This is a genomic window from Kitasatospora sp. NPDC058046 (assembly GCF_042885595.1).
Classification (GTDB): domain Bacteria; phylum Actinomycetota; class Actinomycetes; order Streptomycetales; family Streptomycetaceae; genus Kitasatospora.
Genome location: NZ_JBHVRS010000003.1, coordinates 141381 through 165602, shown reverse-complemented (window position 1 = coordinate 165602; position 24222 = coordinate 141381). Strand labels below are relative to the sequence as shown.

The window sequence follows — 24222 nt, the reverse complement described above, 5'->3', positions numbered from 1 at the left end:
CGATGAGCAGCGCGGAGACCACCCGCCCGGACGACGCGGACCAGGCGGAGCACCCGGACCAGGCGGTCCGGGCCGAGGCCGACCGGCTGGCCGCGGCCGGCACCGGTCGCCCCGGCCCCTACCTGATCGGCGTGCGCCACCACGCGCCGTCCCTCAGCGCGGTGGTCCCCGCGCTGCTCGACGCCGCCCGGCCGGACGTCGTCCTGGTCGAGCTGCCCGCCGAGTTCCAGCCCTGGCTCGGCCCGCTCGCCGACGAGGCCACCCGGGCCCCGGTCGCCCTCGCGGCGGCCCCGGCCGGGCCCGAGGAGGCGGCCGGGCCCGCCTTCTACCCGTTCGCCGACTTCTCCCCGGAGCTCGCCGCCCTGCGCTGGGCCCGGCGCAACGGGGTGGAGGCCGTCGCCTGCGACCTCCCGCTCGCCCACCGCGCCGCCCGCACGGCGGAGCGCGGGCGCACCGATCGGATCCCGGACGCACCCGGCGTCGCCGACGCGCTGCGCCACCGCCTCACCGGCCGGGACTCCGACGAGGACCTGTGGGACCGCCTGGTCGAGACGGCCGCCCCCGGCTCCACCCCGGAGGCCGTCCGGCGCGCCGCCCTGCTGGTCGGCTGGGCGCTGCGCCGGGACGCCGAGACCGGCCCCGGCGTCGACCCGTACGACCTGCGCCGCGAGGCCTGGATGCGGTCCCGCATCCAGGCCGCCGCGGCCGGCGGGCGCCGGGTCGCCGCCGTGATCGGCGCCTTCCACGCCCCCGCCCTGCTCGGCGGTCCCCTCGCCACCGAGGAGCCGCCGCACCCGGACGACCCCGGGCACGTCCTGTCCCTGATCCCGTACACCTACCCGCTGCTCGACGCCCGCTCCGGCTACCCGGCGGGCATCCGCGACCCGGAGTGGCAGCACACCGTCCTCGACGCCGGCGGGGACCCGGAACGCCTCGCCGAGGCGCTCACCACCACCGCCGTCCGGATCTGCGCGGCCCTGCGCGCCCAGGACCACCCCAGCGGCCCGGCCGACGCCCGCGAGATCGTCCGGCTGGCCGGCGACCTCGCCCGGTTGCGCGGCCACGCCGCCCCCGGCCGCGGCGAACTCGTCGAAGCGGTGCAGACCGTCCTCGCCCAGGGCGAGCCCCTCGGCCGCGGCCGGGCCGTCGCCCGCGCCCTCGAACAGGTCCTGGTCGGCACCCGCACCGGCCGCCCGACCCCCGCCGCCCCGCGCAGCGGACTCGCCCCCGCCGTCGAGACCCTCCTCGCCGACCTCGGCCTCCCCGGCCCCGGCGACCCCGGCCCGCGCGACCTGCGCCTCGACCCGCTGCGCAGCGGCCTCGACCGCCGCCGCGAGACCCTCCTGCACCGCCTCACCGCCTGCGAGGTCCCCTACGGCGAGCCCGTCGCCACCACCGGCGCCGGCGGCACCGAAACCCTCGGCACCCGCTGGCGCCTGCACTGGACGCCCGCCACCGCCGCCATGCTCACTGTCGCCGGCACCCGCGGCGTCACCCCCGCCCAGGCCGCCGAAGGCGCCCTGCGCGCCCGCCTCACCGACCAGCCGACCCCGCGCGAGATCATCGACGGCCTTGCCGCCGCCGCCTCCTGCGCCCTCCCCGCCCTCACCGAGGCCCGTCTCACCCAACTCACCACCCTCCTCCCCGCCTCCGCCACCCTCCCCGACCTCCTCGACGCCCTCGCCCTCCTCGACCGCCTGACCGCGGGCCACTTCCCCGGCCACACCCCGGCGGGAGCGGAGGAAGGCCCCGTCGTCGCAGACGACGGCACGCCCGTGGCCGGCGCCCCCGTGGCCGGCCCGCCCGTGCTCGTCGCGGCCGGGGAGGTGCTCACCGTCGCCGCCGTGCGGCAGTTGGAGGGCCTGGGCGGGTCGGACGACCCGCAGGACGCGCGGGCACTGGTGGAGCTGGTACGGCGGGCGGACCGGCTCGGCGGGGTGCGGCTGGCGTACGTGCTGGCCGGACTCGCCGAGCAGGGGAGCCCGCTGGTGCGGGGCGCGGCCGGCGCGGTGCGGGTGCTGCTCGGCCAGGAGCCGGCCGAGGTGCTGGGCGGCCGGGCCGCCTCGTGGGTGGACGGCGCGACCGCTCCGGAGGCGCGACAGGCGCTCGGGCGGGCGCTGGTCGGCCTGCTGACGGCCGCGGAGGGGCTGTTCGACTCCGCGCCGCAGGCACTGGAACCGCTGCTGGAGCGGGTCACCTCGCTGCCCGACGACGCCTTCCTGGACCGGCTGCCCGCGCTGCGCGGCGGGTTCGACACGCTCAGCCCGGCCGCCCGGGACCGGCTGCTGGCCCTGGTCGAGGAGCGTCTGGGCGCCCGGCTCGCCACCCTGCCCGAGGAGGCCGGCCCCGCTGTGCTCGCCGGCTGGGTGCGCGCGGACCTCGCGGCGCGTGCGGCGCTCGTCCGTCGCGGCCTCCTGCCCGCAACGCCCGCGCAGCCCGCGGCCGTTGCACCGTCGCCCGCGGCCCCGCCGCCTGCCTCCGACCCGGTTCCCGTTCCCGACCCCGACCCCGCCCGTACCCTCGCCCCCGCCGAGCGTTGGCGGCTGCTCCTCGGCCGCCCCGGCAGCGGCGGCCTGACCGGTCGCGGTGCCCGACTCGCCACCGCCCTGGACGAGTTGTACGGCGGCGGCCACGGCGAGGGCTCCGGCCCGGGCCTGGACAGCCGGGGCGGCAAGGGCGGCCGCGAGGCCCCGTACCCCGGTGTGCGGGAGTGGGCCGAGGAACTGGAGTCGCTGTTCGGCCCCGGCGTGCGCGAGGAGGTGCTGGCCGCCGCCGTCGCCCACGGCCGTACCGACGTCCTGGAGACGATCGACCCGTCCGCCGTCCGCCCGTCCGTCGAGTTGCTGCGCACCGTGCTGGACCACGCGGGCGGTCTGCCCGAGGCCCGGGTGGCCCGGCTGCGCCCGCTGGTGCGGCGCCTGGTGGACGAACTGAGCCGGGAGCTGGCCACCCGGCTGCGCCCGGCCCTGACCGGGATCGCCGTGCCGCGCCCGTCCCGCCGCCCGGGCGGCGGGCTGGACCTCGACCGGACCATCCGGGCCAACCTGGCCACCGCCCGCCCCGCGCCGGACGGCGGCACCCTGATCGTGCCCGAGCGCCCGGTCTTCCGGACCAGGGCGCGGCAGGCCAACGACTGGCGGCTGATCCTGGTCGTGGACGTCTCCGGGTCGATGGAAGCCTCCACGGTGTGGGCCGCGCTGACGGCCTCGATCCTGGCCGGGGTGCCCTCCCTGAGCACCCACTTCGTCGCCTTCTCCACCGAGGTCCTGGACCTCACGGAGCGGGTGGACGATCCGCTGGGCCTGCTGCTGGAGGTGAGCGTCGGCGGCGGCACCAGCATCGCGAGCGGGCTGCGCTACGCGCGGGAGCTGGTGACGGTGCCGTCCCGCACGCTGGTCGCGGTGGTCAGCGACTTCGAGGAGGGCGGGCCGGTCGGCGGGCTGCTGGCCCAGACCCGGGCCCTGGTGGACTCCGGCGTGCACCTGCTCGGCTGCGCGGCGCTGGACGACACCGGGACGGCCCGCTACTCGAAGGCGGTCGCTGGCCAACTGGTCGCGGCCGGAATGCCCGTGGCGGCGTTGAGCCCGCTGGAACTGGCCCGCTGGGTGGGGGAGAAGGTGCGATGAGCGTGACGGCGCGGACGAGCGACTGGCCGGGCGTGCGGCCCGAGGTGGTCGCCGAGGTGGTGGCCGGGCTGAGTGCCCGGCTGCAGAAGCGGCTGGACGGCGCGGCGGCGAAGCTGGCGGAGCGGCCGGTGGCCCGGGAGGGCGACGAGTGGCGGGTGGAGGTGGACGAGGAGACGGTGCTCGTGCTGCACGCACCGGGCGGGGTGGTCGCGGCGGAGGCCGGCGTCCGCTGCGGCTGCCTGCTCGCCCCGGCCTGCGTGCACCGGGCCGCGGCGGTCACCCTCTGCCCGCTGGCCGGGGCCGGGGCCGAGCCGGGGCCGGAGCCCGAGCAGGAGCCCGAGCCCAGGAGTGACACGCACGGCGCGCCAGGGGAGCCGAACGGCCGGCCGGCCGCCGACCCGATCGTCGGCGACCCGCTCACCGCCGTCGAACTCGCCGCCGTCCGCCACCTCCACCGGGCCGCGGCCGCCGTCCTGGCCGCCGGGGTGAGCGGGGCGGGTGCCGTCTCCCAGGCCGAACTGCTGCGCGCCGCCCACCGGGCGCGCCTCGCGGGCCTGCACCGCCCGGCCGCGGCGGCCGTCACCGTCGCGACCAGGGTCCGGGCGGCGCGCTCCGGCGCGCCCGACCACCGCCTGGCGGACCTGGTCGCGGGCCTGCGCGAACTCCTCGGCCTCACCACCGCCCTGGCCACCGGCACCGCCCCGGTCGCCGAGCTGCGCGGCACCGCGCGCCAGGCCTACCGGGAGGAGGGCGGTCTGCGGCTCTACGGCCTGTTCGCCGAGCCGGTGCTGACGGCCACCCATGCCGGTGCGGTCAGCTGGGCGGTGGACGCCGACGGGCGCCTCAGCACGATCGCCGAGGTGATGCCGCACGACGACGCGGCGGCCGCCGCCCCACAGGCGGTCGGGGCGGGCAACCGGACGGTCCGGTTGGGCGACGCCGCGCTCAGCCACCGCGAGTTCAGCCGAGCCGGGCTGGCCGTCCAGGGTGCGACCAGGTCCGGTGGTGGTCGGCTGGGCGCCGGGGCCTCGGTCCGGGCGGTGCGGGCGACGGGCGCGGCATGGACGGCGGAGCCGGCCGCCCGGCTCTGGTCGGAACCGGCCTCCGCCCAGGTGGCCCGGGCACTCGCGGCGCAGGAACTGCCGTACGAGAGCCGCCCGGCCGGGAGCGACCTGCTCTTCCTGGACGTCACCCTGCTGGGTACGGCCCCCGGCCCGGGCGGTGCACCGCAACTGCTGGCGCGCTGCACGGCGAGCGGTGCGCAGGGCGGTCCGGTGATCGTCCTGCGCCCGGCGCACGAGCACCCCGACCTGCCGTTCCGGGCGAACCTCGCGCTGCTCGCCACCGCCCCCGGCCTGCGGCTGCGGGTGATCGGTCGGCTGGAGCGGGCGGACCGTCCGGAGCTGCGTCTGCTCGCGATCGGTACGCCCCCGGCCGCCCCCGACCCGCTCGCCCTGTCCGCGGACCGGGCGGGTCGGGTCAACCTCGGCCTCGAACGCCTCCAGACCGCCGACCTCGCCGCGTCCGCGACGGCCTCCGCCACGGTCGGCGAGCCGGCGGACGGGTCGGCGGAGGAGCCGGCGGACGGATCGACTGCCCCGGCGCCGTACGGCCCGCCCGTCCACGTGCTCGGCCGCCGGGTCGAGCAGACGGTCACCACCGGTCGGCACGCCCTCGCCCCGAGCGAGGCCTCGGCGGCGGCCGACCGCGGTCTGCTGCGCGCCGCCGGGCTGGCCACCGCCGCCGAACTCCTCGACGGCCTGCGGGCCTCCGCCGCCAACCAGCAGCGCGACGTCTTCGGCCGGATCGTCACCGACGACCACGAGGATTTCGCCACCGCCTGGCTGACCGCGGCCTCCTACACCGAGGAACTGGCCACGGCGCTGTGCGCCTCGGCCTGGTCCGGGGAGGGGTGAGGAGCCGGTCGTGTGCGGCCCCGTGGTGTCCTTCGACGCCCCGGGCGGCGGGCGGGCCGGACCCTCGTGCGGGGTCCGGTCGCTCACCGCAGGACGGCCTCCGCCCCGCCGTCGCGGCGGCTGACGGCCCGGAGCGGAGGCCCTCGACGGGGAACCGACGGGGGTATAAGCCGAACTATTTGCACAGTCCGATATTCCGCGCCAAATGGCATACTTGTCACAGGAAGACACGGGACGAAACCTCGTACGAGACCCCGGACGAGAGACCTCACGCGGGGCCGCGTCCGGCACACGGTACGAGCAGCGCGAGGGAAGGGTAGGCGTCATGGGAATCCGCGACGATGCGGCCGAGATCCGGGCCCGCGGCTGGCGGACGCTCGCCGCGCTGCACGGCATGATCGACACCGCGCTGGAGAAGGCGCTCCAGGCCGAGTTCAAGCTCTCGGTGGTCGAGTACACGGTGCTGGAGGCGCTCTCCCGCCAGGACGGCTGGCACATGCGGATGCAGCAGCTGGCCCGCGCGGCGGCGCTGAGCAGCAGTGCGACCACCCGGCTGGTGAGCCGCCTGGAGGACCGGGGCCTGCTCGGCCGGTTCCTCTGCGCGGACGACCGGCGCGGCATCTACACCGAGCTGACGCCCGAAGGCCGCGACCTGCTGACGGCGGCTCGCCCGGTGCACGACGCCGCCCTGGAGGCGACGCTGGCCGAGGCCACCGAGGTCCCGGAGCTGGCCCCGCTGGTCGGGTCGCTCGCCGAACTCCACCCGGTCCACGCCAACGCCTGAGCCCCGCACCGACGGCTGAGACCGAGGCGGGCCGCCCACGGAAGCGGTCCGCCCGGCCCGGATCGTCCGGCAGCACCTTGACCACGTCCAGCGCCGGGCGGTCGAAGCGCAGGTCGAAGCAGCGTCACCGCCACTCCTCGGCCTCCCGGACGGTGGGGGAGTCCGCAGAGACCCGCTGCGGGGCGGAAGGGGCGGACAGGGCGGACGGCGCGGGGTGTTGCGCCCCGTGCACGGGCGTCGCCGGGCCGAGTTGCCCGGTCGGGCCGGCGTCCCGGGCCCGTTGCGGCACGGCCGCTTGGGCGTGCGGCGCACCGTCCGAGCCGTCGTCGGGCCGTGGTGCCGGGCGGCGCTGGTCCACCGCGGGGCTGCCCGACAGGTCGTACATGCGCGGCAGCACGGGCCGGGGCACGACCACGGCGCCGGGCAGTCCGGGGATCTCGGCGCCGACGGCCAGGCCTCCGTTGGCGGGCGCCTCGGCACCGCCGACCCCGGCGGCGCCCGTCCCGGCGCCCGTCCCGGCAACCGCCCCGGCGCCGTCCGCGCCGTAGGGGACGGCCGGGGCCCCCGGGGCGCCGAACGGTCCCGGGCCCGCCTGGCTCCCGCCCGGCAGCCCGCCGTGCCCTGCGGCCGTCGCACCCGGCGGCTCCTGCCCGAGGGCTTCGGACCCGGAGCCGCCCCCGACCCCCGCCCCAGCGTCCGCCCCCGCCCCCGCTTCTGCCCCCACGTCGGTCACGGGAGCCCGGGTGATCCGGGCCCCCGAGGGCAGCCCGGACACCGCGGCCGACTGCGCGGCCTGCTCCAGCAGCGCCGAGGGCACCAGCACCGCGGCCCGGGTGCCGCCGTACGGGGACGGGTGCAGGGTGACCCGGACGTCGTGCCGGGCGGCCAGGTGGGCGACGACGAACAGGCCGAGCCGCAGGTCGTCGCCGAGCGCGGAGACGTCCAGGTCGGGCGGGTCGGCCAGGTACGCGTTGAGGCGCTGGTACTCCGTCTCGGTCATGCCGAGTCCGCGGTCCTCGACCTCGACCGCCAGGCCCTCGGGCACCTCCTTCGCGGAGATCTGCACCTGGGTGTACGGCGGGGAGAAGGTGGTGCCGTTCTCGATCAGTTCGGCGACCAGGTGGATGACGTCGGCGACGGCCTGCCCGCCGAGCGAGACGCGCGGCACGCCCCGGACGACGACCCGGGAGTAGCTCTCGGTCTCCGAGACGGCGCTGCGCAGCACGTTGACCACGGGTACGGCGTTGCGCCAGCGCCGGGCGGGGAGGTCGCCGCCGAGGATGACGAGGTTCTCGGCGTTGCGCCGCATCCGGGTGGCCAGGTGGTCGACCGCGAACAGTTCGCGCAGCAGTTCCGGGTCCTCGTGCTCGCGTTCCAGCGCGTCCAGCATGCTGATCTGCCGGTGGATCAGGATCTGGGTGCGCCGGGCGATGTTGAGGAAGACCTTCTTCGTCCCCTCGCGGCCCTGGGCCTGGTGGACGATGGCGGCGACCGCGGCCTGCCGGACGGCGGCGAGGCCCTCCGAGGCCTGCTGGACGTCGTCGCCGGTCCGTCGGGAGGGTGTCCAGGCGGCCGGGGCGGGCACCTGCTCCCCGGCGCGCAGCCGCCCGACCACCTCGGGGATCTCCTGCTCGGCGAGCGCCATGGTGTCGGCCCGCAGTTCGGACAGCCGCGCGGACAGTGCCCAGGCGGTCCGGATGCCGCGGACCAGGCTGATCAGCACCACCGCGGCGACGACCGCGCTGCCGGCCAGCAGCGCGGTGCGCTGGCCGGAGTCGCGCAGCAGGTAGGCGGCGTAGCCCCAGGCGGCGGCGAGGCCCAGGCTGGGGACCAGCACGGCGGCGAGGAGCGGGCTGCGGAGCGAGCCGGACCGCCCGGCGCGGTGGCCGGTGCGGGGGGCCGGTATGCCTGGCATCTGATTCCTTGCTGCAGGGCCGAGTCGCGGGGCCGGGTCGTGGAACCCGGCCGTCGAACCCGACCGCGGGGCCGGGTCGTGGAACCCGGTCCTGGAACCGGGTCGTGGGGCCTGGCCGCGGGACCGGCGCGCCGGTTCGGACCGGTGGGTCCGAGCGGCGGGCCGACCCGTACGGCGCGGCCGGGTCGCAGGGAGCCGGGGCCGGGATCCGTCGGAGCCGGTGACGTGGTGTCACCGGTCCGGCGGGGTGCAGCACGGCCGCCGACGGCACGGAACGCTATCAGCCCGTGGTGCGGTCGGCGCAATATCAACTGGCTCTGCGCACAAGGCCGATGGCCTCGCGACGGTGCCCGCGCCGGACGCTCCGCCGGCGCGAAGCCGCAGCTCACGGCCCTCGGTCGGGTCGGGCCGACGGCCCTCGGAGGTCGGGGACGGCCACGGTAAGGATGCGACAGGAACAGGTCAAGTCGCGCCGCGGCGGGCGGGATCTCAGCCCGCCAGCGGCATCGGCAGCACCCGTCCGCCCAGGCCTGGCGGCTTCTCCACGTGGGCCTCCCGCTGGGCGGCGAGTTCGCTCCAGGGCCAGCTGGTCAGCTCGGACAGCTCCGCCGACCACTGCTTGCCGTAGGTGCCCGAGGCGAACTGTCCGAGCCGCAGCCGCTGGACGTCCGAGGTGCCGGCCGGCGGGTAGACGTGGGTGGCGTCCCGCAGGTAGCGCTCGATACGGAACTCGGGCTGGAGGCCGCGGGCGGCGTGGATCTCCATGGCGTTGCGCGCGGAGTCCAGCGCGTACTCGGTGTTGATGAGCTTGGCGTTCATCAGCTCGGCGTCGCAGGCGCGGCCGTGGTCGAGCAGGTGGGAGGCGTGGTAGGCGGCGAGCCTGGCGGTCATCAGCCGGGACTGCATCTCACCCAACTTGAGCATGATGTTCGGGAGTTGGTTGATCGGCCGGCCGTACAGGACGCGCCCCTCGGCGAACCGGACGGTGTCCTCGACGATCGCGGTGTGGATGCCGAGCGCGACGGCGGCGAGGTTGATCCGGCCGTAGAGGGTGGAGGAGGAGTAGGCGACGTCCAGTCCCCGCCCCTCCCGGCCGAGCCGGTTTCCGGCCGGGATGCGGCAGTCCTCCAGGATGATCTCGCCGAAGCTGAAGCCGTGCAGCCCGCTCTGGGAGCCGGGGGAGCCGGTCCGGAACCCGGGGCGGTCGCTCTCGACCAGGAAGGCGGACAGGCCCCGGCTGCCCTGGCCGGTGCGCAGCACCACGCCGTGCACGTCCCCGATGTGGGAGTTGCCGACGAACCACTTGCGGCCGTTGAGCACGTACTCGTCGCCGTCGCGGACCGCGGTGCCGGTCATCCCGAGCACGTGCCCGCCGGACTCCGGCTCGGTGACGGCGATGGTCGGCAGGCACTCTCCGGAGGCGAACTTCGGCAGCCACGTGCGGCGTTGGGCCTGGGAGCCGTAGTGGAGGACCTTGGCCACGCCCAGCTGGGAGGCCTGCGCGATCGAACCCGCGGCCCCGCTGACCCGGGCCAGCTCCTCGATGATCACGGTCTTGGCGACGTGCCCCAGTCCGAGGCCGCCGAACTCCCGGGGAATCGTCACGCCGATCCAGCCCTGCCGGGCGATCTCCCTGGCCAGCTCGACCTCGATCGTCCGCTCGGCCTCCATCCTGGCCACCCGCGGACGCACCTCCTTCTCCGCGAAGTCACGGACCTCGGCGCGAAGGCCCTCGTGACGGTCGTCGGTGAAGTAGTCCATCGCCATGCTCCGGTCCTCTCGATACGTGTGGTGCCGTGCCTCCGTCCGTGCCGTCGATGCCGCTCCGGCGACCCCTACGGGGGGCGGTGGGTGTGCGGGGGTGTCGGCCGGTCGCCCCGGTGCGATCGGCGCATGCGTCACCGGGCGGTGTCCCGGTGACGGGAACCGTCCGTGTCTTCGGCAGGGCTCATTGTTGTATGGGGTACCGGGGCATCCCAGAGTCGATCTTGGATTGGCGCGATTCGGCCCGTCCCCGTCGGGAGGGGTTTCGTCCGGGCGCCGGGCGGGAATCGATCTTCGCTTCCGTGACGGTCCGTCGACCGGTCGTCCACATGCGGTTTTGACGAGCCATCGGCAAGGCTCCGGTGCGGCTCCGGCCGGGCGCCGGAAGGACTCCGGAAGGACATCGGCAGGACTGAAGAACGGTCGATCGGACCCGCCCGGGCGTTCTGATGTCTGGTTACATGTGCGCCATGACAGATGTGATGAGCACTCAAGGCCAGTTCCCGGGTGCCTCCGGGGAGTCCGCGCGAACCCGCAGGCTGCGCGGCCTTGGGCTCAACGACCCGTCCGCGGACGAGGCCTTCGACCGCTTCGCCCACCTGGCAGCCAGTATCACGCGCGCTCCCATCGCGATGGTCAACTTCATCAACGACGAACGCCAGATGTTCCGGGGGCTCTACATTCCGCCAAGTTCGGCCGACGCCGCGGCCGAGGACGGATCGTCCTGGGCGGAACGCGGCATCGCCTTCGACCTTCCCACCCGCGAGATGCCGCTGAGCCACGGCTTCTGCCCGCACGTGGTCGCCCAGCGTTCCCCCCTCGCCCTCGACGACATCCTCGCCTACCCCCGGTTCGCGGGGAACCCGGTGGTGGACGAACTCGGCGTCCGCGCCTACCTCGGTGCCCCGCTCGTCGACGACACCAACACCGTCATCGGCACCGTCTGCGTGCTCGACCGGGAACCCCGGCAGTGGGGGCGCGAGCGGCTGCGCGACATCCAGCACCTCGCCGAGGCGCTGCTCTCCGAGATCCGGCTGCGCGACAGCCTGCTCGCCCAGCGCCAGGAGATGTTCGCCGCCTTCGACGGCTCGCCGTACCCCATCCTGCTCACCGAGGGCCCGGGCCAGGAGATCCGCTACGCCAACGCCCAGCACGCCGACACCTTCGGCGCGCCGACGGCGTACGGGACGATCGGCGCCGCGTACCCGCAGCTCGGCGCGGCGGGCCTCGAACAGACCGTCGTGGAGGCGTACCGCACCGGTCGCACCGCCGTCCTCGACAACGTCCGGATGCAGGCCGCCCGCCCGGACGCCCAGCGCGGCCGGCAGGTCTTCAGCTTCACCTGCACCCCGCTGCGGGCCGCGCTCACCGGCCGGATCAACGGCGTCCTCACCGTCGGCATGGACATCACCGCCCAGTCCCGCACCGAGGAGGAACTCGGCACGCTGGCCGCCCTGCTCGTCGACCGGCTCCAGCAGAGCGGCGGCTCCGTGCCCGGACGCTCGGCCATCGCGGGCGAGGCCGGTCCCGTCCTGCCCGGCTGAACCCCGGCCGGTGCGGACCGCCCACCGCCGTGGTGGGGCGCCTCTCACCCCCGTGGAGAGGACCCCGCCACGGTGTCGGTGCGGTGCCGATGGTGTCGGCGCGGTACCGCCCGGGCCCGTCCGAGATCGTCCGGCGCAGTCCGGCGCCGTCCGGTGCCGTCCGGGTATCGGGAGTTCGCCGGGATGCCCACGGGATCCCCCCGGGATTCCGCCGGGCCGAGCGGGTGAACCGTCCCCGCTCCGCCGCCCCGACCGGGCCCGCGCCCGGGGTGCCGGGTGGTAGGCATGGGCCGCATGGACTGGTTCGCCGCCCCCGACTACTGGCTGAGCCGGCTGCTCGTCCAACGCCTGCTCGCCGCCCTCTACCTGATCGGATTCCTGGCCGCCGCCGCGCAGTTCCGCGCCCTGATCGGCGCCGACGGCATGCTGCCGGTGCCCCGGTTCACCGCCAGGGTCCCGTTCCGCCGATCCCCCGGCCTGTTCCACCTCCACTACAGCGACCGGTTCTTCGCCGCTGTCGCCTGGAGCGGCGCCGCCCTCGCCGCCGCGGTGGTGGGCGGGCTCGGCGACGCCGTCCCGCTCTGGGCGTCCGTTCTGCTGTGGACGGTGCTCTGGGGCCTCTACCTCTCCATCGTCAACGTCGGGCAGACCTGGTACTCCTTCGGCTGGGAGTCCCTGCTGCTCGAAGCCGGCTTCCTCGCGGCCTTCCTGGGCAACGCCGACACCGCCCCGCCCACCCTGGTGCTGTGGTTGATGCGTTGGCTGGTCTTCCGGGTCGAGTTCGGCGCCGGACTGATCAAGCTGCGGGGCGACAGCTGCTGGCGGGACCTGACCTGTCTCCGGTTCCATCACGAGACCCAGCCGATGCCCGGACCGCTCAGCTGGTTCTTCCACCACCTGCCCGCCCCGGTCCACCGCGTGGAGGCCGCTGCCAATCATTTCGTCCAACTCGTCGTACCGGTGGGCCTGCTGCTGCCGCAACCGATCGCGAGCTACGCGGCCTGCGCCGTCCTCGTCACCCAGTTCTGGCTGGTCGCCTCCGGCAACTTCGCCTGGCTCAACTGGCTGACCATCGTCCTCGTCCTCGCCGCCGTGCAGCCGGCCCGCCTGGGCCTGCCCGTCCACGCCCGCGCGTACCCCGGCGCGCCGTTCTGGTACGAGGCGCTCGTGATCGCGTTGACCACCATCGTCGTAGTGCTCAGCTACTGGCCGGTGCGCAACATGCTCTCCCGCGCCCAGGCCATGAACCGCTCCTTCAACCGGCTCCACCTCGTCAACACCTACGGCGCCTTCGGCAGCGTCAACCGGCTCCGCCAGGAGGTGGTGGTCGAGGGCACCGACGAGGCCGTGCTCACCCCGCACACCGTCTGGCGCGAGTACGGCTTCAAGGGCAAGCCGGGCGATGTCCGCCGGCTCCCGCGCCAGTTCGCGCCCTACCACCTGCGGCTCGACTGGCTGATGTGGTTCGCCGGCATCTCGCCCGCCTACGCCCGCCCCTGGTTCCTGCCCTTCGTCACCCGCCTGCTGTCCGGCGACCGGGCCACCCTGCGCCTGCTGCGCCACAACCCGTTCCCGGACGCCCCGCCGACCCACGTCCGGGCGACCCTCTACCTCTACCGGTTCACCGATTGGCGCGAACTGCGGGAAACCGGCGCGTGGTGGCACCGCACCGCGCTCGGCGAGTACCTCGCTCCGGTCGATCTGCACGCCGTCGGCCGGGCCGGGTACCGGCCGCCGCTCGGCCGACGGGGGCCGGCACGGGGACGCGGCGTACGGGAGGTGCCGCTGGAGCGGTTCCGGCGGCCCGGCAGGCGACGGGACATGCGGCTGGACAGGCGGCCCGGGCCCTCCGGCGGAGAGCGGCGGGAGGGCGCGGGATGAGGGCCGGCGGTGTGGAGCCGTGAGCAGCGGAGACACCCGTCCGGACCAATGCCGGGCCACTTCCGGACCAGCTCCGGAGCGGCGCCGGACCACCCGGTCGGACCGCCCGAGTGGCGGCCAGGCGGGCGGTATGGCACACGACACCCGCCCGTCCGGGCGGTGGGTGCGTGCAAGGCTCGAACGGGCACCCGTATTCTGGGCGTCCACACCGGCAGCCCGACCGCGCGCCCCCTAGCCCCGCCCCAGGGGCGACCCCGCGCACCCGGTCCGCCGCCCCCTCGCCGCCAGCCCCGCCGTCGACGCCCAGAACCGGACCTCACATGACAGTGCTTCACTCGCGCAACGCCGACGCAGCCGACCCGGCGGACGTCGCCGCCGCCGCAGACGTCAAGGACCCCCAGGACGCCGCCGCGGAGCCCGACCTCCGCGAGGACCTCGGCCGCTACGCCGAGCTCGGGGCCTTCACGCTCACCGCCGAGACCCACGCCTGGTACGCGGCCGTCGACACCGTCGCCACCCCCGAGGACGCCCGCGCGGCCTCCACGGCCCTCGCCGAACTGCGCGGCAGCGACCTCCAGCAGACCTGGGAGGCCGTCCTCTCCCTCGCCGCCGACACCAAGCTGGACGAGCCCGACACCGTCGCCAAGACCGCGCTGCTGGTCGAGATGCTCCAGCGGGTGCACCGCACCTCCGCGGCCCTCTTCCCCGCCGCGTACGACGCCGACCTCGGCGCCCTCGCCGCCGCCACCGCCGACAGCACCTGGCGCCGCGAGAACGGCGTCAAGCTCTCCTGGCTGCGCGGCCGCTCGCTGCGCAAGCAGGCCGTCGCGCTCGCCACCGACCGCCGCATCCGCCGCGAGGACCTGCACGAGGCCCTCACCTCCGCCGAGATCGAGCGCCGCGCCTGGGCCGCGCTCGCCCCGGCCGGCACCCTCCCGCGAGTGCCCACCGACGGCGCCCTGGTCGACCGCACCGCCCAGGCCTTCGAGACGATCAACACCGGCCTGCGCGGCCTCGCCCGCCTGCTGCCCGACCACGACCTCGACGGGCTGCCCTTCGCCGAGCTGATCGACCTGGTCGAGCGCCTCGCCGCCGACGAGGGCACCCTCTACCGCCTGCCCACCATCCGCGGCCTGCGCGCCGGACTCGAGGAGGCCGGCCTCGCCGACCTGCTCGCCGAACTCGCCACCGCCAAGGCCGACCGCCGCGCCGCCGAGGCCGCGTACACGGCCCGCCAGGCGCTGGCGAGCGGGCAGCGGGACGGGCTGGCGGAGAAGAGCGCCGCTGCTGTCGAGGCGGCGCCGGTCGAGGAGCCGGGTGCCGAGGACGCTGCCGGTGCTGTGGTCGAGGACTATGCCGATGCCGCTGTCGACATCGATGGTGCGACCGGTACGGAGGAGGCTGCGGTCGAGGAGCCCGGGACCGAGGAGCCGACCGACCGGGCCGACGCCGAGGCGGCTGCCCTGCAGGCGCTGGCCGGCGGACAGCGGGACGGGCTCGTGGAAGAGGCCCCGGCCGCGGTGACGGCTCCGGTGGAGGACGCCGAGGAGACCGCTGCGGCGACTGCGACTGCGGTGGCCGAGGCTGAGGCCGAGACCAAGGAAGAGACCGAGACCGAGACCGAGACCAAGGCCGAGGTCGAGATCGAGGCCGAACCGGCATCGGACGCGGTTGCCGCTGACGACGAGCCGGCGGCGGCGCAGGCCGAGGAGGAGACCCCGGCCGCTGTGGTCTCCCTCCCGGCGCCCTCCCCGGCAGCCGACGACCTGGTGGCCGCCGCGACCGCCGCCCTGGCCGAGGCCGCGGCCGCGGACGAGACGACGGCGGACACGGAGCCGGAGGCTGCCCCGGTCGCCGAGGCCGTCGAGGTCAAGGAGACCGCGGTCGCGGTCGAGGAGCCGGTTGTCGAGGCCGCTGAGATTTCCGTCGAGGCCGAGGTTGTGGCCGAGCCCGAGGCCGTTGCGGTGGAGCCCGCTGTCGAGGCGTCGGTCGTGGAGGCTGATGAGCCTGCGGTTGAGGTCGAGGCGGTCGTCGCTGAGGCTACGGTCGAGGCCGAGGTCGAGCCTGTGGTCGAGGCCGAGGCCGTTGTGGCGGAGCCCGCCGTCGAGGAGCCGGCCGCCGTGACTGCCGTCGAGGCCGAGGCCGAGGCTGTGGTTGAGGCCGAGCCCGAGAGCGTTGTCGAGGAGCCCGTCGCCGAGGCCGAGGCTGTGGCCGAAGAGGTGGCGGAGCCGGTGGCCGAGCCCGAGGAGCCCGCCGTCGAGCCCGAGGCCGTCGCCGAGGAGCCCGCTGTCGAGCCCGAGGCCGTCGCCGAGGAGCCCGCCGTCGAGCCCGAGCCCGAGCCCGAGCCCGTCTCCGCTGCCGAGGAGCCGGTCGTCGAAGCCGAGCCCGAGCCCGTCGCCGCCGTCGAGGCGCCCACCGCCGAGCCCGAGGCCGACGCCCGTCCCGCGAAGCCGGACTTCACGCCCGGCCGCCCCGTGACCGCCTACTCCGCCGACGAGCTGCTCGCCGTCGTGCGGTGGGTGGACGGCGACGGTGCCGAGCGGACCGATGAGGAGCTGCTGCGGGCGGCCATGAAGGAGCTGGGCTTCGCCCGTCTCGGCCCCCGGATCAAGGAGGCGCTGGGCGCCGCCGTGGCCGCCGCGCGCGGCTGACGACGTACGGCCACACAGGCCGAGGGCCCGGGACGCGAGCACGCGTCCCGGGCCCTGTCGTGTTCCGGGGCGCCCTGTGGCGACGTACGCCGGTCCCCAGGTGTCACGGGCGGTCGTCCTACGAGGCGTCCGGACTGCCCGGACCGCCCGGACCGAGGGGGTGGTCGAGGGCGTGCCGCAGTACGGCCGGGGTGGTCACCAGCGACGGTCCGTACCAGGTCAGGTGCCGTCCGCTGACCAGTGCCGCCGGTGTGCCCGGGAACGCCTCCGGGCCGTCTTCGGCGGTGAAGCGGTACGGCTCGTCCGGCAGGACCACCAACTCGGGCTGGCAGGCGAGCAGTTCGGGCAGTGGAACGGCCGGGTAGCGCTCGGGGTGGTCGGCGTGGACGAGCCGCAGGCCCAGGCGGCGCAGCAGGTCCCCGGCGAAGGTGTCGCGGCCGAGGACCATCCACGGGCGGCGCCAGATCGGGACGACGGTCCGGGGGCCGTCGGCCTCCGGGGGCGCGCCGCCGCTCCCGACGGAGGCCCAGGCGGCCTCCGCCTCGTCCAGCCAGGCGGGCCGGGGCAGCCCGCAGGCGGTGGTCAGCAGCCGGTGCAGGGAGCGGAAGGCGTCGTCCAGGGTGCGGATGTCGGTGACCCAGACCGGGACGCCGGCCGCCCGCAGCGCGTCCAGGTCGGGGCGCCGGTTCTCCTCGTCGTTGGCGAGGACGAGGTCGGGCGCGAGCGCGAGGATGCGTGGGACGTCCGGGTTCTTGGTGCCGCCGATCCGGGTGACGGACAGGTCGGCGGGGTGGCTGCACCAGTCGGTGGCACCGACCAGCAGGCCGGGTGCGGTGGCGGCGACCGCTTCGGTCAGTGACGGCACCAGCGAGACCACCCGGCGGGGCGGGCGCGGTCCGAGCCGGACGGGGAGGTCGAGGTCGTCGCGCGGGGCGGTGGGGTCGGCCATCCGGTCAGCCTACGTCCGGCCTCCGGCGAGGGGGCGTGCGGACGGCGACCGGCCGCGCGCGGCACCGGGGACCCACTGCCGGGAACCCGCTGCCGGCCGCGCATCGCCGGAGACCAACCGCCGGGAACCCATCGCCCGGGCCGTCCGACTACCTGGTCCGGGTCCGCAGCACGGGCCCTCAGTACGACCACCCGGTGCCAGGGCCGAGCCCGGTCACCCGGGACCGTCACCGAGCACCATCACCGACCAGGAGAGTTGTCATGCGCCCTCGTGTCGTCTGCGGAATCGCGGCCGCCGTCGCCCTGTTCGCCACGGCCTGCGGAAGCGGGACCGGGGGCGGGTCGAGCGCCTCCGTCACCGTCCGGCCCGACGCCGGCGGTGGCTTCCCCGTCACGGTCGCCGACTGCGCGGGCAAGGAGACCACCATCGCCAAGGCGCCCGGCAGGATCGTCACCAGCAACGCCTCCAGCCTGGAGCTGCTGCTCCGACTCGGCGCGGGGGAAAGGGTGATCGGCACCGGCTTCCCGCCCGGCAAGGGCACCCTGCCCGCCGCGCTCGCCGAGCAGGGCGCCAAGGTGCCGGTGCTCGGGGACAAGAGCATCCCCAAGGAGAAGCTCCTCGGCTCCGGCGCCGACCTCTACGTGGACACCTTCGGCGCGATGCCGATGATGGGCGGCGGCGCCACCGGGCCGAGCGAGGAGGAGTACGCGGCGGCCGGCATCCAGCACGTGTACCTGCTCTCCACCGCCTGCGCCGGGACGCCGAAGGCCGCCAAGGCGCCGCGCACCGACCTGGCCGGGATCGAGGAGGACGTCCGCAGGCTCGGCGCCGTCACCGGCACGGCCGCGCGGGCGGAGGAGCTGGTCGCGGGGATGGAGAAGCAGCTCGGCGCGGTCCGCACCGCGCTCGCCGCCGTGCCGGAGGGGCAGCGGCCGAGCTACTTCGTCTTCGACTTCGACGCCGGCACCAAGCAGCCGGTGGCGGTCTGCGGCCGGCAGGTCGCCAACGCCGTGATCACCCAGGCCGGGGCGCGCAACGTGTTCGCCGACTGCGACGCCGACTTCAAGCCCGGCTCCTGGGAGGACGTGGTCGCCAAGAACCCGGACTGGATCCAGCTGGCCGTGCGCAACCGGGGCAGCGAGGAGGCCACCCGCAAGGCCTTCGACGAGGCCGAGGCCTTCCTGAAGGGCTTTCCCGCGACCCAGGGCCTGAAGGCCGTCCAGGAGGGGCACTTCGTCCGGCTCGGCTCCGAGGTGACGACCATCGCGGGGGTGCGCAACGCCGACGCCGTCCGGCAGATCGCCGCGACCGTCCACCCTGACCTCGTCAAGGCCCCCGACCTCGCCAAGAACGGGCAGTAGCCGGTGGCGTCGGCCACCGCTCGGAAGGAGCGCGGCGAAGTCCGCCCGGCCCGCATCCTGCGGGCCGGGCCGCTGGCCGCCGTTCTCGTCGTCGCCCTGGTGCTCGCGCTGACCGCCGCCGTCTCGCTCGGCTCGGTGGACGTCCCGGCCGCCGAGGTCTGGTCGGTGGTCGCCCGCCGGCTCACCGGCCGGGCCCCGGAGCCAGGCGCCCGTGATCTCATCGTCTGGCAACTGCGCGTCCCCCGTGCCCTGTTGGCGGCCGTGGTGGGCGCCGGGCTCGGCCTGGTCGGCACCGCCGTGCAGGCCCTGGTCCGCAACCCGCTCGCCGACCCGTACCTGCTCGGCATCTCCTCCGGGGCCTCGCTCGGCGCGGTCGCCGCCATCGTCCTCGGCACCACCCTCGGGCTCCAGCTCTCCTTCGGCAGCGCGCTCGGCCTCACCGTCTCCCTGGCGGCGTTCGCCGGCGCGCTCGCCGCGTTCTCGCTGGTCTGGCTGATGGCCCGGCGCGGTGGCGGCTTCTCCCCGCTGCGCCTGGTCCTCGCGGGCATCGGCATCGCCCAGTTCCTCGGCGGCATCACCAGCTACCTGGTCCTGCAGACCCGCGACGAGCAGCAGACCAGGGGCGTGCTGTTCTGGCTGATGGGCAGCCTCGGCGGCGCCGTCTGGGCCCAACTCGCCGTCCCGGCCGTCGCGGTGGCGCTCGGACTGGCCCTGCTCCAGGCCCGCGCCCGGGGGCTCAACGCGATGCTGATGGGCGACGAGACGGCCGCCGGGCTCGGTGTGGACGTCGCCCGGCTGCGCCGCGAGGTCTTCGTCGTCACCAGTGTGCTCACCGGGGTGCTGGTCGCCGTCTCCGGGGCGATCGGCTTCGTCGGGCTGATGGTGCCGCACGTGTGCCGGCTGCTGGTCGGCGCCGACCACCGGCGGCTGCTGCCGCTGTCCGCGCTCACCGGGGCGCTGCTGCTGGTCGTCGTCGACACGGTGGCCCGCACCGCCCTGGACGGCCAGGAACTGCCGATCGGCGTGGTCACCGCCGTCCTCGGCGCCCCCACCCTGCTCTACCTGCTGGACCGACGACTGGAGCGCAGTTGAGGATCGCCGTCGAGGACCTGAGTGTCGCCCTGGCCGGCCGGACGGTGCTGGCCGGGGCCAACCTGATCGCCGAGGAGGGGGAGATCGCCGGACTGGTCGGACCCAACGGCAGCGGCAAGTCCAGCCTGCTGCGCACCGTCTACCGGCACCTGCGGCCCAGCGCCGGGCGGGTGCTGCTGGCCGGGCGGGACCTGGCGGAGCTACGGCCCGCCGAGTCCGCCAGGCACATCGGGGCACTGCCCCAGGAGCGCGGCGGGGACTTCGAGTTGAGCGTCCGCGAGGTGGTCGCGATGGGCCGCACGCCCTACAAGCGGGCCTTCGCGGCCGACGACGCCGAGGACCGCCGGATCACGGCCGAGGCGCTGGCGCGGGTCGGCATGGCCGGGGCCGCCGACCGCCGGTTCGCCCAACTGTCCGGCGGGGAACGGCAACGGGTGCTGCTGGCCCGGGCGCTCGCCCAGCAGCCGGACGTCCTGGTGCTGGACGAGCCGACCAACCACCTGGACGTCCGGCACCAGGTCGAACTGCTCGCCCTGCTCCGGGAGCAGCGCCGCACCACCCTGGTGGCCCTGCACGACCTCAATGCCGCCGCCTCGGTCTGCGACCGGCTGCACGTCCTGCACCGCGGCGCCCTGGTGGCCTCCGGGGCGCCGCGCGAGGTGCTGACCGCCGAGCTGCTGGCCGAGGTCTTCGGGGTGCGGGCCGCGGTGGTCGAACACCCGCTCACCGGCGACCCGTTGATCGCCTTCGACCACCGTGCCCCGGCCCCGGCTGCGGCGGAGGCCGCCGTGCCGGGGCGCTAGGTGTTCCGTCCCTTCCCGTACGGGACCGCGGCCTAGCGGGACTCGTAGTGGCTCGGCCGGCCGTCCCGCAGGACCAGTCGGCCGAGCCGGGCGGCCTCGTCGCTGCGCAGCAACTCCCGTCGGCCGTCGGCGCGGTGGAGTACGGAGGAGTGCCAGGGGGTGGTCCAGGAGTCGGCCGCCGCCAGCAGTCGGATGCCGAACTTGGACGCCCCGGCCGGCTGCGGGTGGATGGAGAGCCGGACGGCGCGCGGGTGGTGCTCGGCGATCAACTCGCCCCAGGCGCGGCTGCGCTGGATCACGCCGTAGGCGCGACGGCGGCACTCCCGCTGGAGGGCGGAGCGGGTGCCGGTGAAGCCGACGGTGTCCTCGGTGAGGAAGCGGGTGATGCCCCGGTAGAGCCGCAGGGTCTCCTCCTCGGTCAGCACCTGTTCGCGCAGCTCCTCGACGCTCGGCGCGTACCGGGCGTGCACCCGGGCGCGCTTCTCGTCGTACGGGAGGTCGCCGAGGACGGCCCGCAGGTCGAAGGTGTCGAGGTGGGCCAGGCCCTCGCGGGCGATCATGGCGGTCAGGGCGTCCGAGTAGGCGTCTATGTGGTCGTCCGGGACGTTGATCAGGTCGCCGAAGATGTGCCCGTCCGAGCAGATCAGGATGCGCGCACCGGGTGCGTGCAGTCGGCCGATCTCGGCGCACAGGCCGTCGAGGAAGGTCAGCGACAGCCGTTCGCCCTCGTCGGGCAGGTGGCCGAGCACCTTCGCGGGGTTCGGCGACTTGCAGGGGAAGCCGGGCAGGGTCAGGACGATCGGTTCGCCGGCGGCGATGAAGTCCGCCAACTGCGCCAGCTGGAGCGGGAAGTGCTCCGGGCGGGCGTCGAACTCCGGGTCCGCGGCGCGGCGGTGCGGCAGCAGCAGGCCGAGGACGCGGGCGGCGAGGGCGGCGGCGGTGGTGCCGGTGTCGGGGGCGCTGGTGGCAGTGGTGAGGGCGTCGGGGGTGATGACGGCAGGGGCGGTGCCGACGGGCGGCATGGTGGGTCCTCCACGAAAGGTGGTGCGGTACGGGTTTCGGGCTCCGGGCGGGCGGAGCCGGACGGTCGGAGCCGGGGCGCGGTGCGCCCGGGGGTCAGCGGCGGTGGTCGTAGGCGACCGGCAGCCGGTTCACCCCGCGGGCCAGGACGGCGGGGACCCAGGCCAGGTCCGCCAGGCCGTCGCCGGGCGCCTCGGCCGGACGCAGCCCGGGCAGCCGGGTGAGCAGGGTGGCGAGGGCGACCTGGAGTTCGGCCCGGGCCAGCGCGGCGCCGGGGCAGTAGTGGATGCCGTGGCCGAAGGCCAGGTGGGCGTTGGGCGTGCGGTCGAGGTCGAGGCGGTCGGGCTCGGGGAACTGCGCGTCGTCGCGGTTGGCGGCGCAGAGCGAGACGATCACCGAGTCGCCGGCCGGGACGGTGGTGCCGAACAGGTCGCTGTCCTCGGCGAAGAACCGCCAGGTGGTGAGCTCGAACGCGGCGTCGTGGCGCAGCAGTTCCTCCACCGCCCGGGCGAGCCGGCCGGGCTCGTCGGCGCCCTCGCGCAGCCGGGCGAGCTGCTCGGGGTGGCGCAGCAGCGTGACCAGCATGGTGGTGATCTGGTTGGTGACCGGCTCCTGCCCGGCGACCAGCAGCTGGAACACCATCGAGTCCAGCTCCGCGCGGCTCAACTCGCCCGCGTCATGGGCTGCGACGAGCCGGCCCAGCAGGTCCTCCTGCGCCGCCCAACCGGGCTCCCGGCAGTCGGCGCGCTTACGGGCGACGACGTCGGCGATGTACGTCTGGAGGCCGCGCAGCCGGGCCTCGTACGCCGGGCGGCCGGGGTCCTGCGGGCCGACCGGCTGGACCACCTTGCCCCAGTCCCGGTCGAAGCGGTCCGCCAACTCGGGCGGCAGGCCGATGACTTCGGCGAGCACCCGGAAGGGGTAGTGGGCCGCGAAGCCGGCCACCAGGTCCGCGCCGCCGGACTCCGGCAGCTCGTCCACCAGGGCGTCGGCCAGCTCCTGGAACCGGGGGCGCAGCGACTCCACCCGGCGCGGGGCGAAGGCGTCGAGCACGAGCCGGCGCATCGAGGTGTGCTTGGGCGGGTCCTGGTGGAGCAGGTGGACCTGGAGCTGCGAGTGCTGGGGCTCGGGCATGATCGACGCGAGCCGGCGCCAGTTGTCGTTGCCGAGGGTGTGGTTCTTGCCGAAGCGGGGGTCGTTGAGGGCCGCGTGGGCGGCCCGGTAGCCGGTGACCAGCCAGGCGTGGATGCCGCTGGGGAACTCCACCCGGTGCACCGGCCCGGCCTCGCGCATCCGCTGGTAGAGCGGGTACGGGTCGCGCTTGTACTCCGGACCGTACAGCGGGACGGGGGAGGGCAGCCGGTCGTACCCGTACGGGCAGCGCGGGGCGTCGTCGGTGGCGGCCGGGTCGGGGATCATGTCGGTCATCTGAGGAGGTCCTTCGGTGGGGAGGGGGGTGGTGGTGGGGTGCGCTGAAGCGGGTGCGGTTCGGTGCGGGGCAGTGCGGGGTGGGGTGGTGGTCAGGGCCTGGGGCGGCGGTGCAGGGCGAGCAGCGCGACGGCGGTGGCCGCGACGAGGGCGGCCAGGGCGATTCCGGCCCGGGTCCCGGTGGTGTCGCGGGCCCCGGCCAGGGCGGTGGCGGTCGCGAGGGCCGGGCCGAGCGCGAAGCCGAGGCTGCGGGCGAGTTGGACGGCGGAGCCGGCGGTGGCGAGCTTCCCGGGTGGGGAGGCGGACATCACCAGGGCCTGGGTGGGGCCGCCGTTGAGGCCCATCCCGGCACCGGCGAGGGCGAGTCGCGCGGCGATCTCGGGGGCGGACCAGCCGGTGTCCAGCGGGACGAGCAGGGCCAGGCCGAGGGTGGTGACGGCGGCGCCGGTGAGCGCGGTCGGGCGGGCGCCCCAACGGTCGGCCAGCCGGCCGCCGACCCGGCCGGCCAGCACCATGCCGAGCGGGAACGCCAGCATGGTGAGCGCGGTGGCCGTGGCGCTCTCGCCCCGAGGGCCGCGCAGGTGCTGGGCGAGCAGGTAGTGGCAGGCCGCGAAGCCGGCGGCGAGCGCCAGCACGGAGGCGTTGACCCCGGCGGTCCCGGCGGCCCGCAGCACCTCGGCCACCGGTCGGCCGCCCGGGCGGCGCAGCCAGAGCAGCACCAGCGGAACGGCGGGCAGGACGAGCAGCAGCCACAGCGCGGACTTCGGGGCCAGGGTGAGCCCGAGCAGGACGGCGGCCACGGCGGCGCCGATCAGCGCGGCGTCGCCGAGTGAGGACCGGTCGGGCGGCCGCAGTCCGCCGCGGCGCGGGGCGTGGCGCCGCACGATCAGCACGGCGGCCAGGCAGACCGGCAGTTTCACCAGGAAGATCGCCCGCCAGCCCAGGTGGTCCAGCAGCAGACCGCCGATCACCGGCCCGGTGACGGCGCCGAGCGGACCGAGCGTCGCGGGCACGCTCATCGCCCGGCCGCGCAGCTCGGGCCGGACGGAGGTCGCGGCGAGCACCGGCATCAGGACGAAGAGCACGGCCCCGAAGGCGCCCTGGAACAGCCGGGCCGCGATCAGCCAACCGGCCCACGGGGCGCAGGCGGCCAGCACGCTGCACAGGGTGAAGCAGCCGACCGCGAGCAGCAGGGCCGAGCGGGTGCCGACCTGGTCCAGCCAGCGCCCGGCGGGCAACAGCAGGGCGACGAGCGGGAGTTGGTACCCGAGGACGGCCCACTGGGCGACCCCGGGGGAGACGTGCAGGCCGGCCGAGATGTCGGTGAGTGCGAGGTTGACCACGTTCATGTCGAGCATCGCGACGAAGGACAGCAGTCCGGCGGCGACGACCAGGCTCCAGCGGTCCGCCGATGGTTGCTGATGCTCCGTCAGAGATGAGGCGGTCGGGGTTGGTTGCGCCGTCATGAAGTCCCTCCGTCTCCCGTAC

General features: G+C 75.8%; 15 protein-coding genes. 9 read left to right on the top strand and 6 right to left on the bottom strand.

Translation table 11 applies throughout. From position 1 onward, the window contains the following. The first annotated feature begins 2 nt into the window (after positions 1–2). From ACFVU7_RS08530 to ACFVU7_RS08520, 3 genes are all read left to right on the top strand, one after another. Complete coding sequence (locus ACFVU7_RS08530) at positions 3–3626, top strand: DUF5682 family protein (protein ID WP_388044709.1); 3624 nt, start codon at positions 3–5, stop codon at positions 3624–3626. After that, the gene (locus ACFVU7_RS08525; RefSeq protein ID WP_388044708.1) at positions 3623–5542 is read left to right on the top strand and encodes a hypothetical protein; all 1920 of its coding nucleotides are present in this window, start codon (positions 3623–3625) and stop codon (positions 5540–5542) included. The genes ACFVU7_RS08530 and ACFVU7_RS08525 overlap by 4 nt, the downstream gene beginning before the upstream one ends. A 325-nt stretch (positions 5543–5867) precedes the next feature. Further along, a complete protein-coding gene (locus tag ACFVU7_RS08520; protein ID WP_049660429.1) occupies positions 5868–6326 on the top strand; it encodes a MarR family winged helix-turn-helix transcriptional regulator in 459 nt (152 codons plus the stop codon). Positions 6327–6450: 124 nt separating this feature from the next. Here ACFVU7_RS08520 and ACFVU7_RS08515 read toward each other — a convergent pair whose 3' ends face one another. Then, entirely contained in the window at positions 6451–8241 is a 1791-nt protein-coding gene (locus tag ACFVU7_RS08515) for an ATP-binding protein (RefSeq protein ID WP_388044707.1), read from the bottom strand. A gap of 489 nt (positions 8242–8730) precedes the next feature. After that, positions 8731–10008, bottom strand: coding sequence for an acyl-CoA dehydrogenase family protein (locus ACFVU7_RS08510; protein ID WP_063780157.1), 1278 nt, complete (start codon positions 10006–10008; stop codon positions 8731–8733). Positions 10009–10487: 479 nt separating this feature from the next. Here ACFVU7_RS08510 and ACFVU7_RS08505 point away from each other — a divergent pair, with 479 nt between their 5' ends. The 3 genes from ACFVU7_RS08505 (at position 10488) to ACFVU7_RS08495 (ending at position 16081) form a co-directional block, all read left to right on the top strand. Beyond that, positions 10488–11549: a GAF domain-containing protein gene (locus ACFVU7_RS08505; RefSeq protein ID WP_063780156.1), complete on the top strand. Its 1062-nt coding sequence runs from the start codon at positions 10488–10490 to the stop codon at positions 11547–11549. A 294-nt stretch (positions 11550–11843) separates the two neighbouring features. Beyond that, positions 11844–13430 (top strand): lipase maturation factor family protein, encoded by a 1587-nt coding sequence (locus ACFVU7_RS08500; protein ID WP_388044838.1) that lies wholly within the window; start codon positions 11844–11846, stop codon positions 13428–13430. 320 nt (positions 13431–13750) lie between these two features. Beyond that, complete coding sequence (locus ACFVU7_RS08495; RefSeq protein WP_388044706.1) at positions 13751–16081, top strand: hypothetical protein; 2331 nt, start codon at positions 13751–13753, stop codon at positions 16079–16081. A gap of 118 nt (positions 16082–16199) precedes the next feature. Here the strand turns inward: ACFVU7_RS08495 and ACFVU7_RS08490 are convergent, their stop codons facing one another. Then, on the bottom strand, positions 16200–17030 hold the full coding sequence (locus ACFVU7_RS08490; protein WP_388044705.1) for a helical backbone metal receptor: 831 nt from the start codon (positions 17028–17030) through the stop codon (positions 16200–16202). Between the two features lie 260 nt (positions 17031–17290). On the opposite strand from ACFVU7_RS08490, the gene ACFVU7_RS08485 reads away from it, so the two are divergent. The 3 genes from ACFVU7_RS08485 to ACFVU7_RS08475 are packed head-to-tail and all read left to right on the top strand — an operon-like array spanning position 17291 to position 20286. Next, a complete protein-coding gene (locus ACFVU7_RS08485; RefSeq protein ID WP_388044704.1) occupies positions 17291–18391 on the top strand; it encodes an ABC transporter substrate-binding protein in 1101 nt (366 codons plus the stop codon). Positions 18392–18394: 3 nt separating this feature from the next. Next, positions 18395–19483 (top strand): FecCD family ABC transporter permease, encoded by a 1089-nt coding sequence (locus tag ACFVU7_RS08480; protein ID WP_388044703.1) that lies wholly within the window; start codon positions 18395–18397, stop codon positions 19481–19483. Next, a complete protein-coding gene (locus tag ACFVU7_RS08475; RefSeq protein ID WP_388044702.1) occupies positions 19480–20286 on the top strand; it encodes an ABC transporter ATP-binding protein in 807 nt (268 codons plus the stop codon). Before ACFVU7_RS08480 ends, ACFVU7_RS08475 begins: the two co-directional genes overlap by 4 nt. Before the next feature lie 32 nt (positions 20287–20318). On the opposite strand, the gene ACFVU7_RS08470 is transcribed toward ACFVU7_RS08475, so the two are convergent. The 3 genes from ACFVU7_RS08470 to ACFVU7_RS08460 form a co-directional block, all read right to left on the bottom strand. Next, on the bottom strand, positions 20319–21308 hold the full coding sequence (locus ACFVU7_RS08470) for an L-tyrosine/L-tryptophan isonitrile synthase family protein (RefSeq protein ID WP_388044701.1): 990 nt from the start codon (positions 21306–21308) through the stop codon (positions 20319–20321). 94 nt (positions 21309–21402) lie between these two features. Then, complete coding sequence (locus ACFVU7_RS08465) at positions 21403–22725, bottom strand: cytochrome P450 (RefSeq protein WP_388044837.1); 1323 nt, start codon at positions 22723–22725, stop codon at positions 21403–21405. A gap of 101 nt (positions 22726–22826) precedes the next feature. Continuing rightward, positions 22827–24200 (bottom strand): MFS transporter, encoded by a 1374-nt coding sequence (locus ACFVU7_RS08460; RefSeq protein ID WP_388044700.1) that lies wholly within the window; start codon positions 24198–24200, stop codon positions 22827–22829. Positions 24201–24222: the final 22 nt, after the last annotated feature.

Excerpts from the sequence above, each read along its gene's own strand:
- ACFVU7_RS08460 (WP_388044700.1), bottom strand. The coding sequence starts at position 24,200 with ATGACGGCGCAACCAACCCCGACCGCCTCATCTCTGACGGAGCATCAG.
- ACFVU7_RS08520 (WP_049660429.1), top strand. The coding sequence starts at position 5,868 with ATGGGAATCCGCGACGATGCGGCCGAGATCCGGGCCCGCGGCTGGCGG.
- ACFVU7_RS08515 (WP_388044707.1), bottom strand. The coding sequence starts at position 8,241 with ATGCCAGGCATACCGGCCCCCCGCACCGGCCACCGCGCCGGGCGGTCC.
- ACFVU7_RS08510 (WP_063780157.1), bottom strand. The coding sequence starts at position 10,008 with ATGGCGATGGACTACTTCACCGACGACCGTCACGAGGGCCTTCGCGCC.
- ACFVU7_RS08485 (WP_388044704.1), top strand. The coding sequence starts at position 17,291 with ATGCGCCCTCGTGTCGTCTGCGGAATCGCGGCCGCCGTCGCCCTGTTC.
- ACFVU7_RS08525 (WP_388044708.1), top strand. The coding sequence starts at position 3,623 with ATGAGCGTGACGGCGCGGACGAGCGACTGGCCGGGCGTGCGGCCCGAG.
- ACFVU7_RS08490 (WP_388044705.1), bottom strand. The coding sequence starts at position 17,030 with ATGGCCGACCCCACCGCCCCGCGCGACGACCTCGACCTCCCCGTCCGG.
- ACFVU7_RS08530 (WP_388044709.1), top strand. The coding sequence starts at position 3 with ATGAGCAGCGCGGAGACCACCCGCCCGGACGACGCGGACCAGGCGGAG.
- ACFVU7_RS08470 (WP_388044701.1), bottom strand. The coding sequence starts at position 21,308 with ATGCCGCCCGTCGGCACCGCCCCTGCCGTCATCACCCCCGACGCCCTC.
- ACFVU7_RS08465 (WP_388044837.1), bottom strand. The coding sequence starts at position 22,725 with ATGATCCCCGACCCGGCCGCCACCGACGACGCCCCGCGCTGCCCGTAC.
- ACFVU7_RS08495 (WP_388044706.1), top strand. The coding sequence starts at position 13,751 with ATGACAGTGCTTCACTCGCGCAACGCCGACGCAGCCGACCCGGCGGAC.
- ACFVU7_RS08505 (WP_063780156.1), top strand. The coding sequence starts at position 10,488 with ATGAGCACTCAAGGCCAGTTCCCGGGTGCCTCCGGGGAGTCCGCGCGA.
- ACFVU7_RS08500 (WP_388044838.1), top strand. The coding sequence starts at position 11,844 with ATGGACTGGTTCGCCGCCCCCGACTACTGGCTGAGCCGGCTGCTCGTC.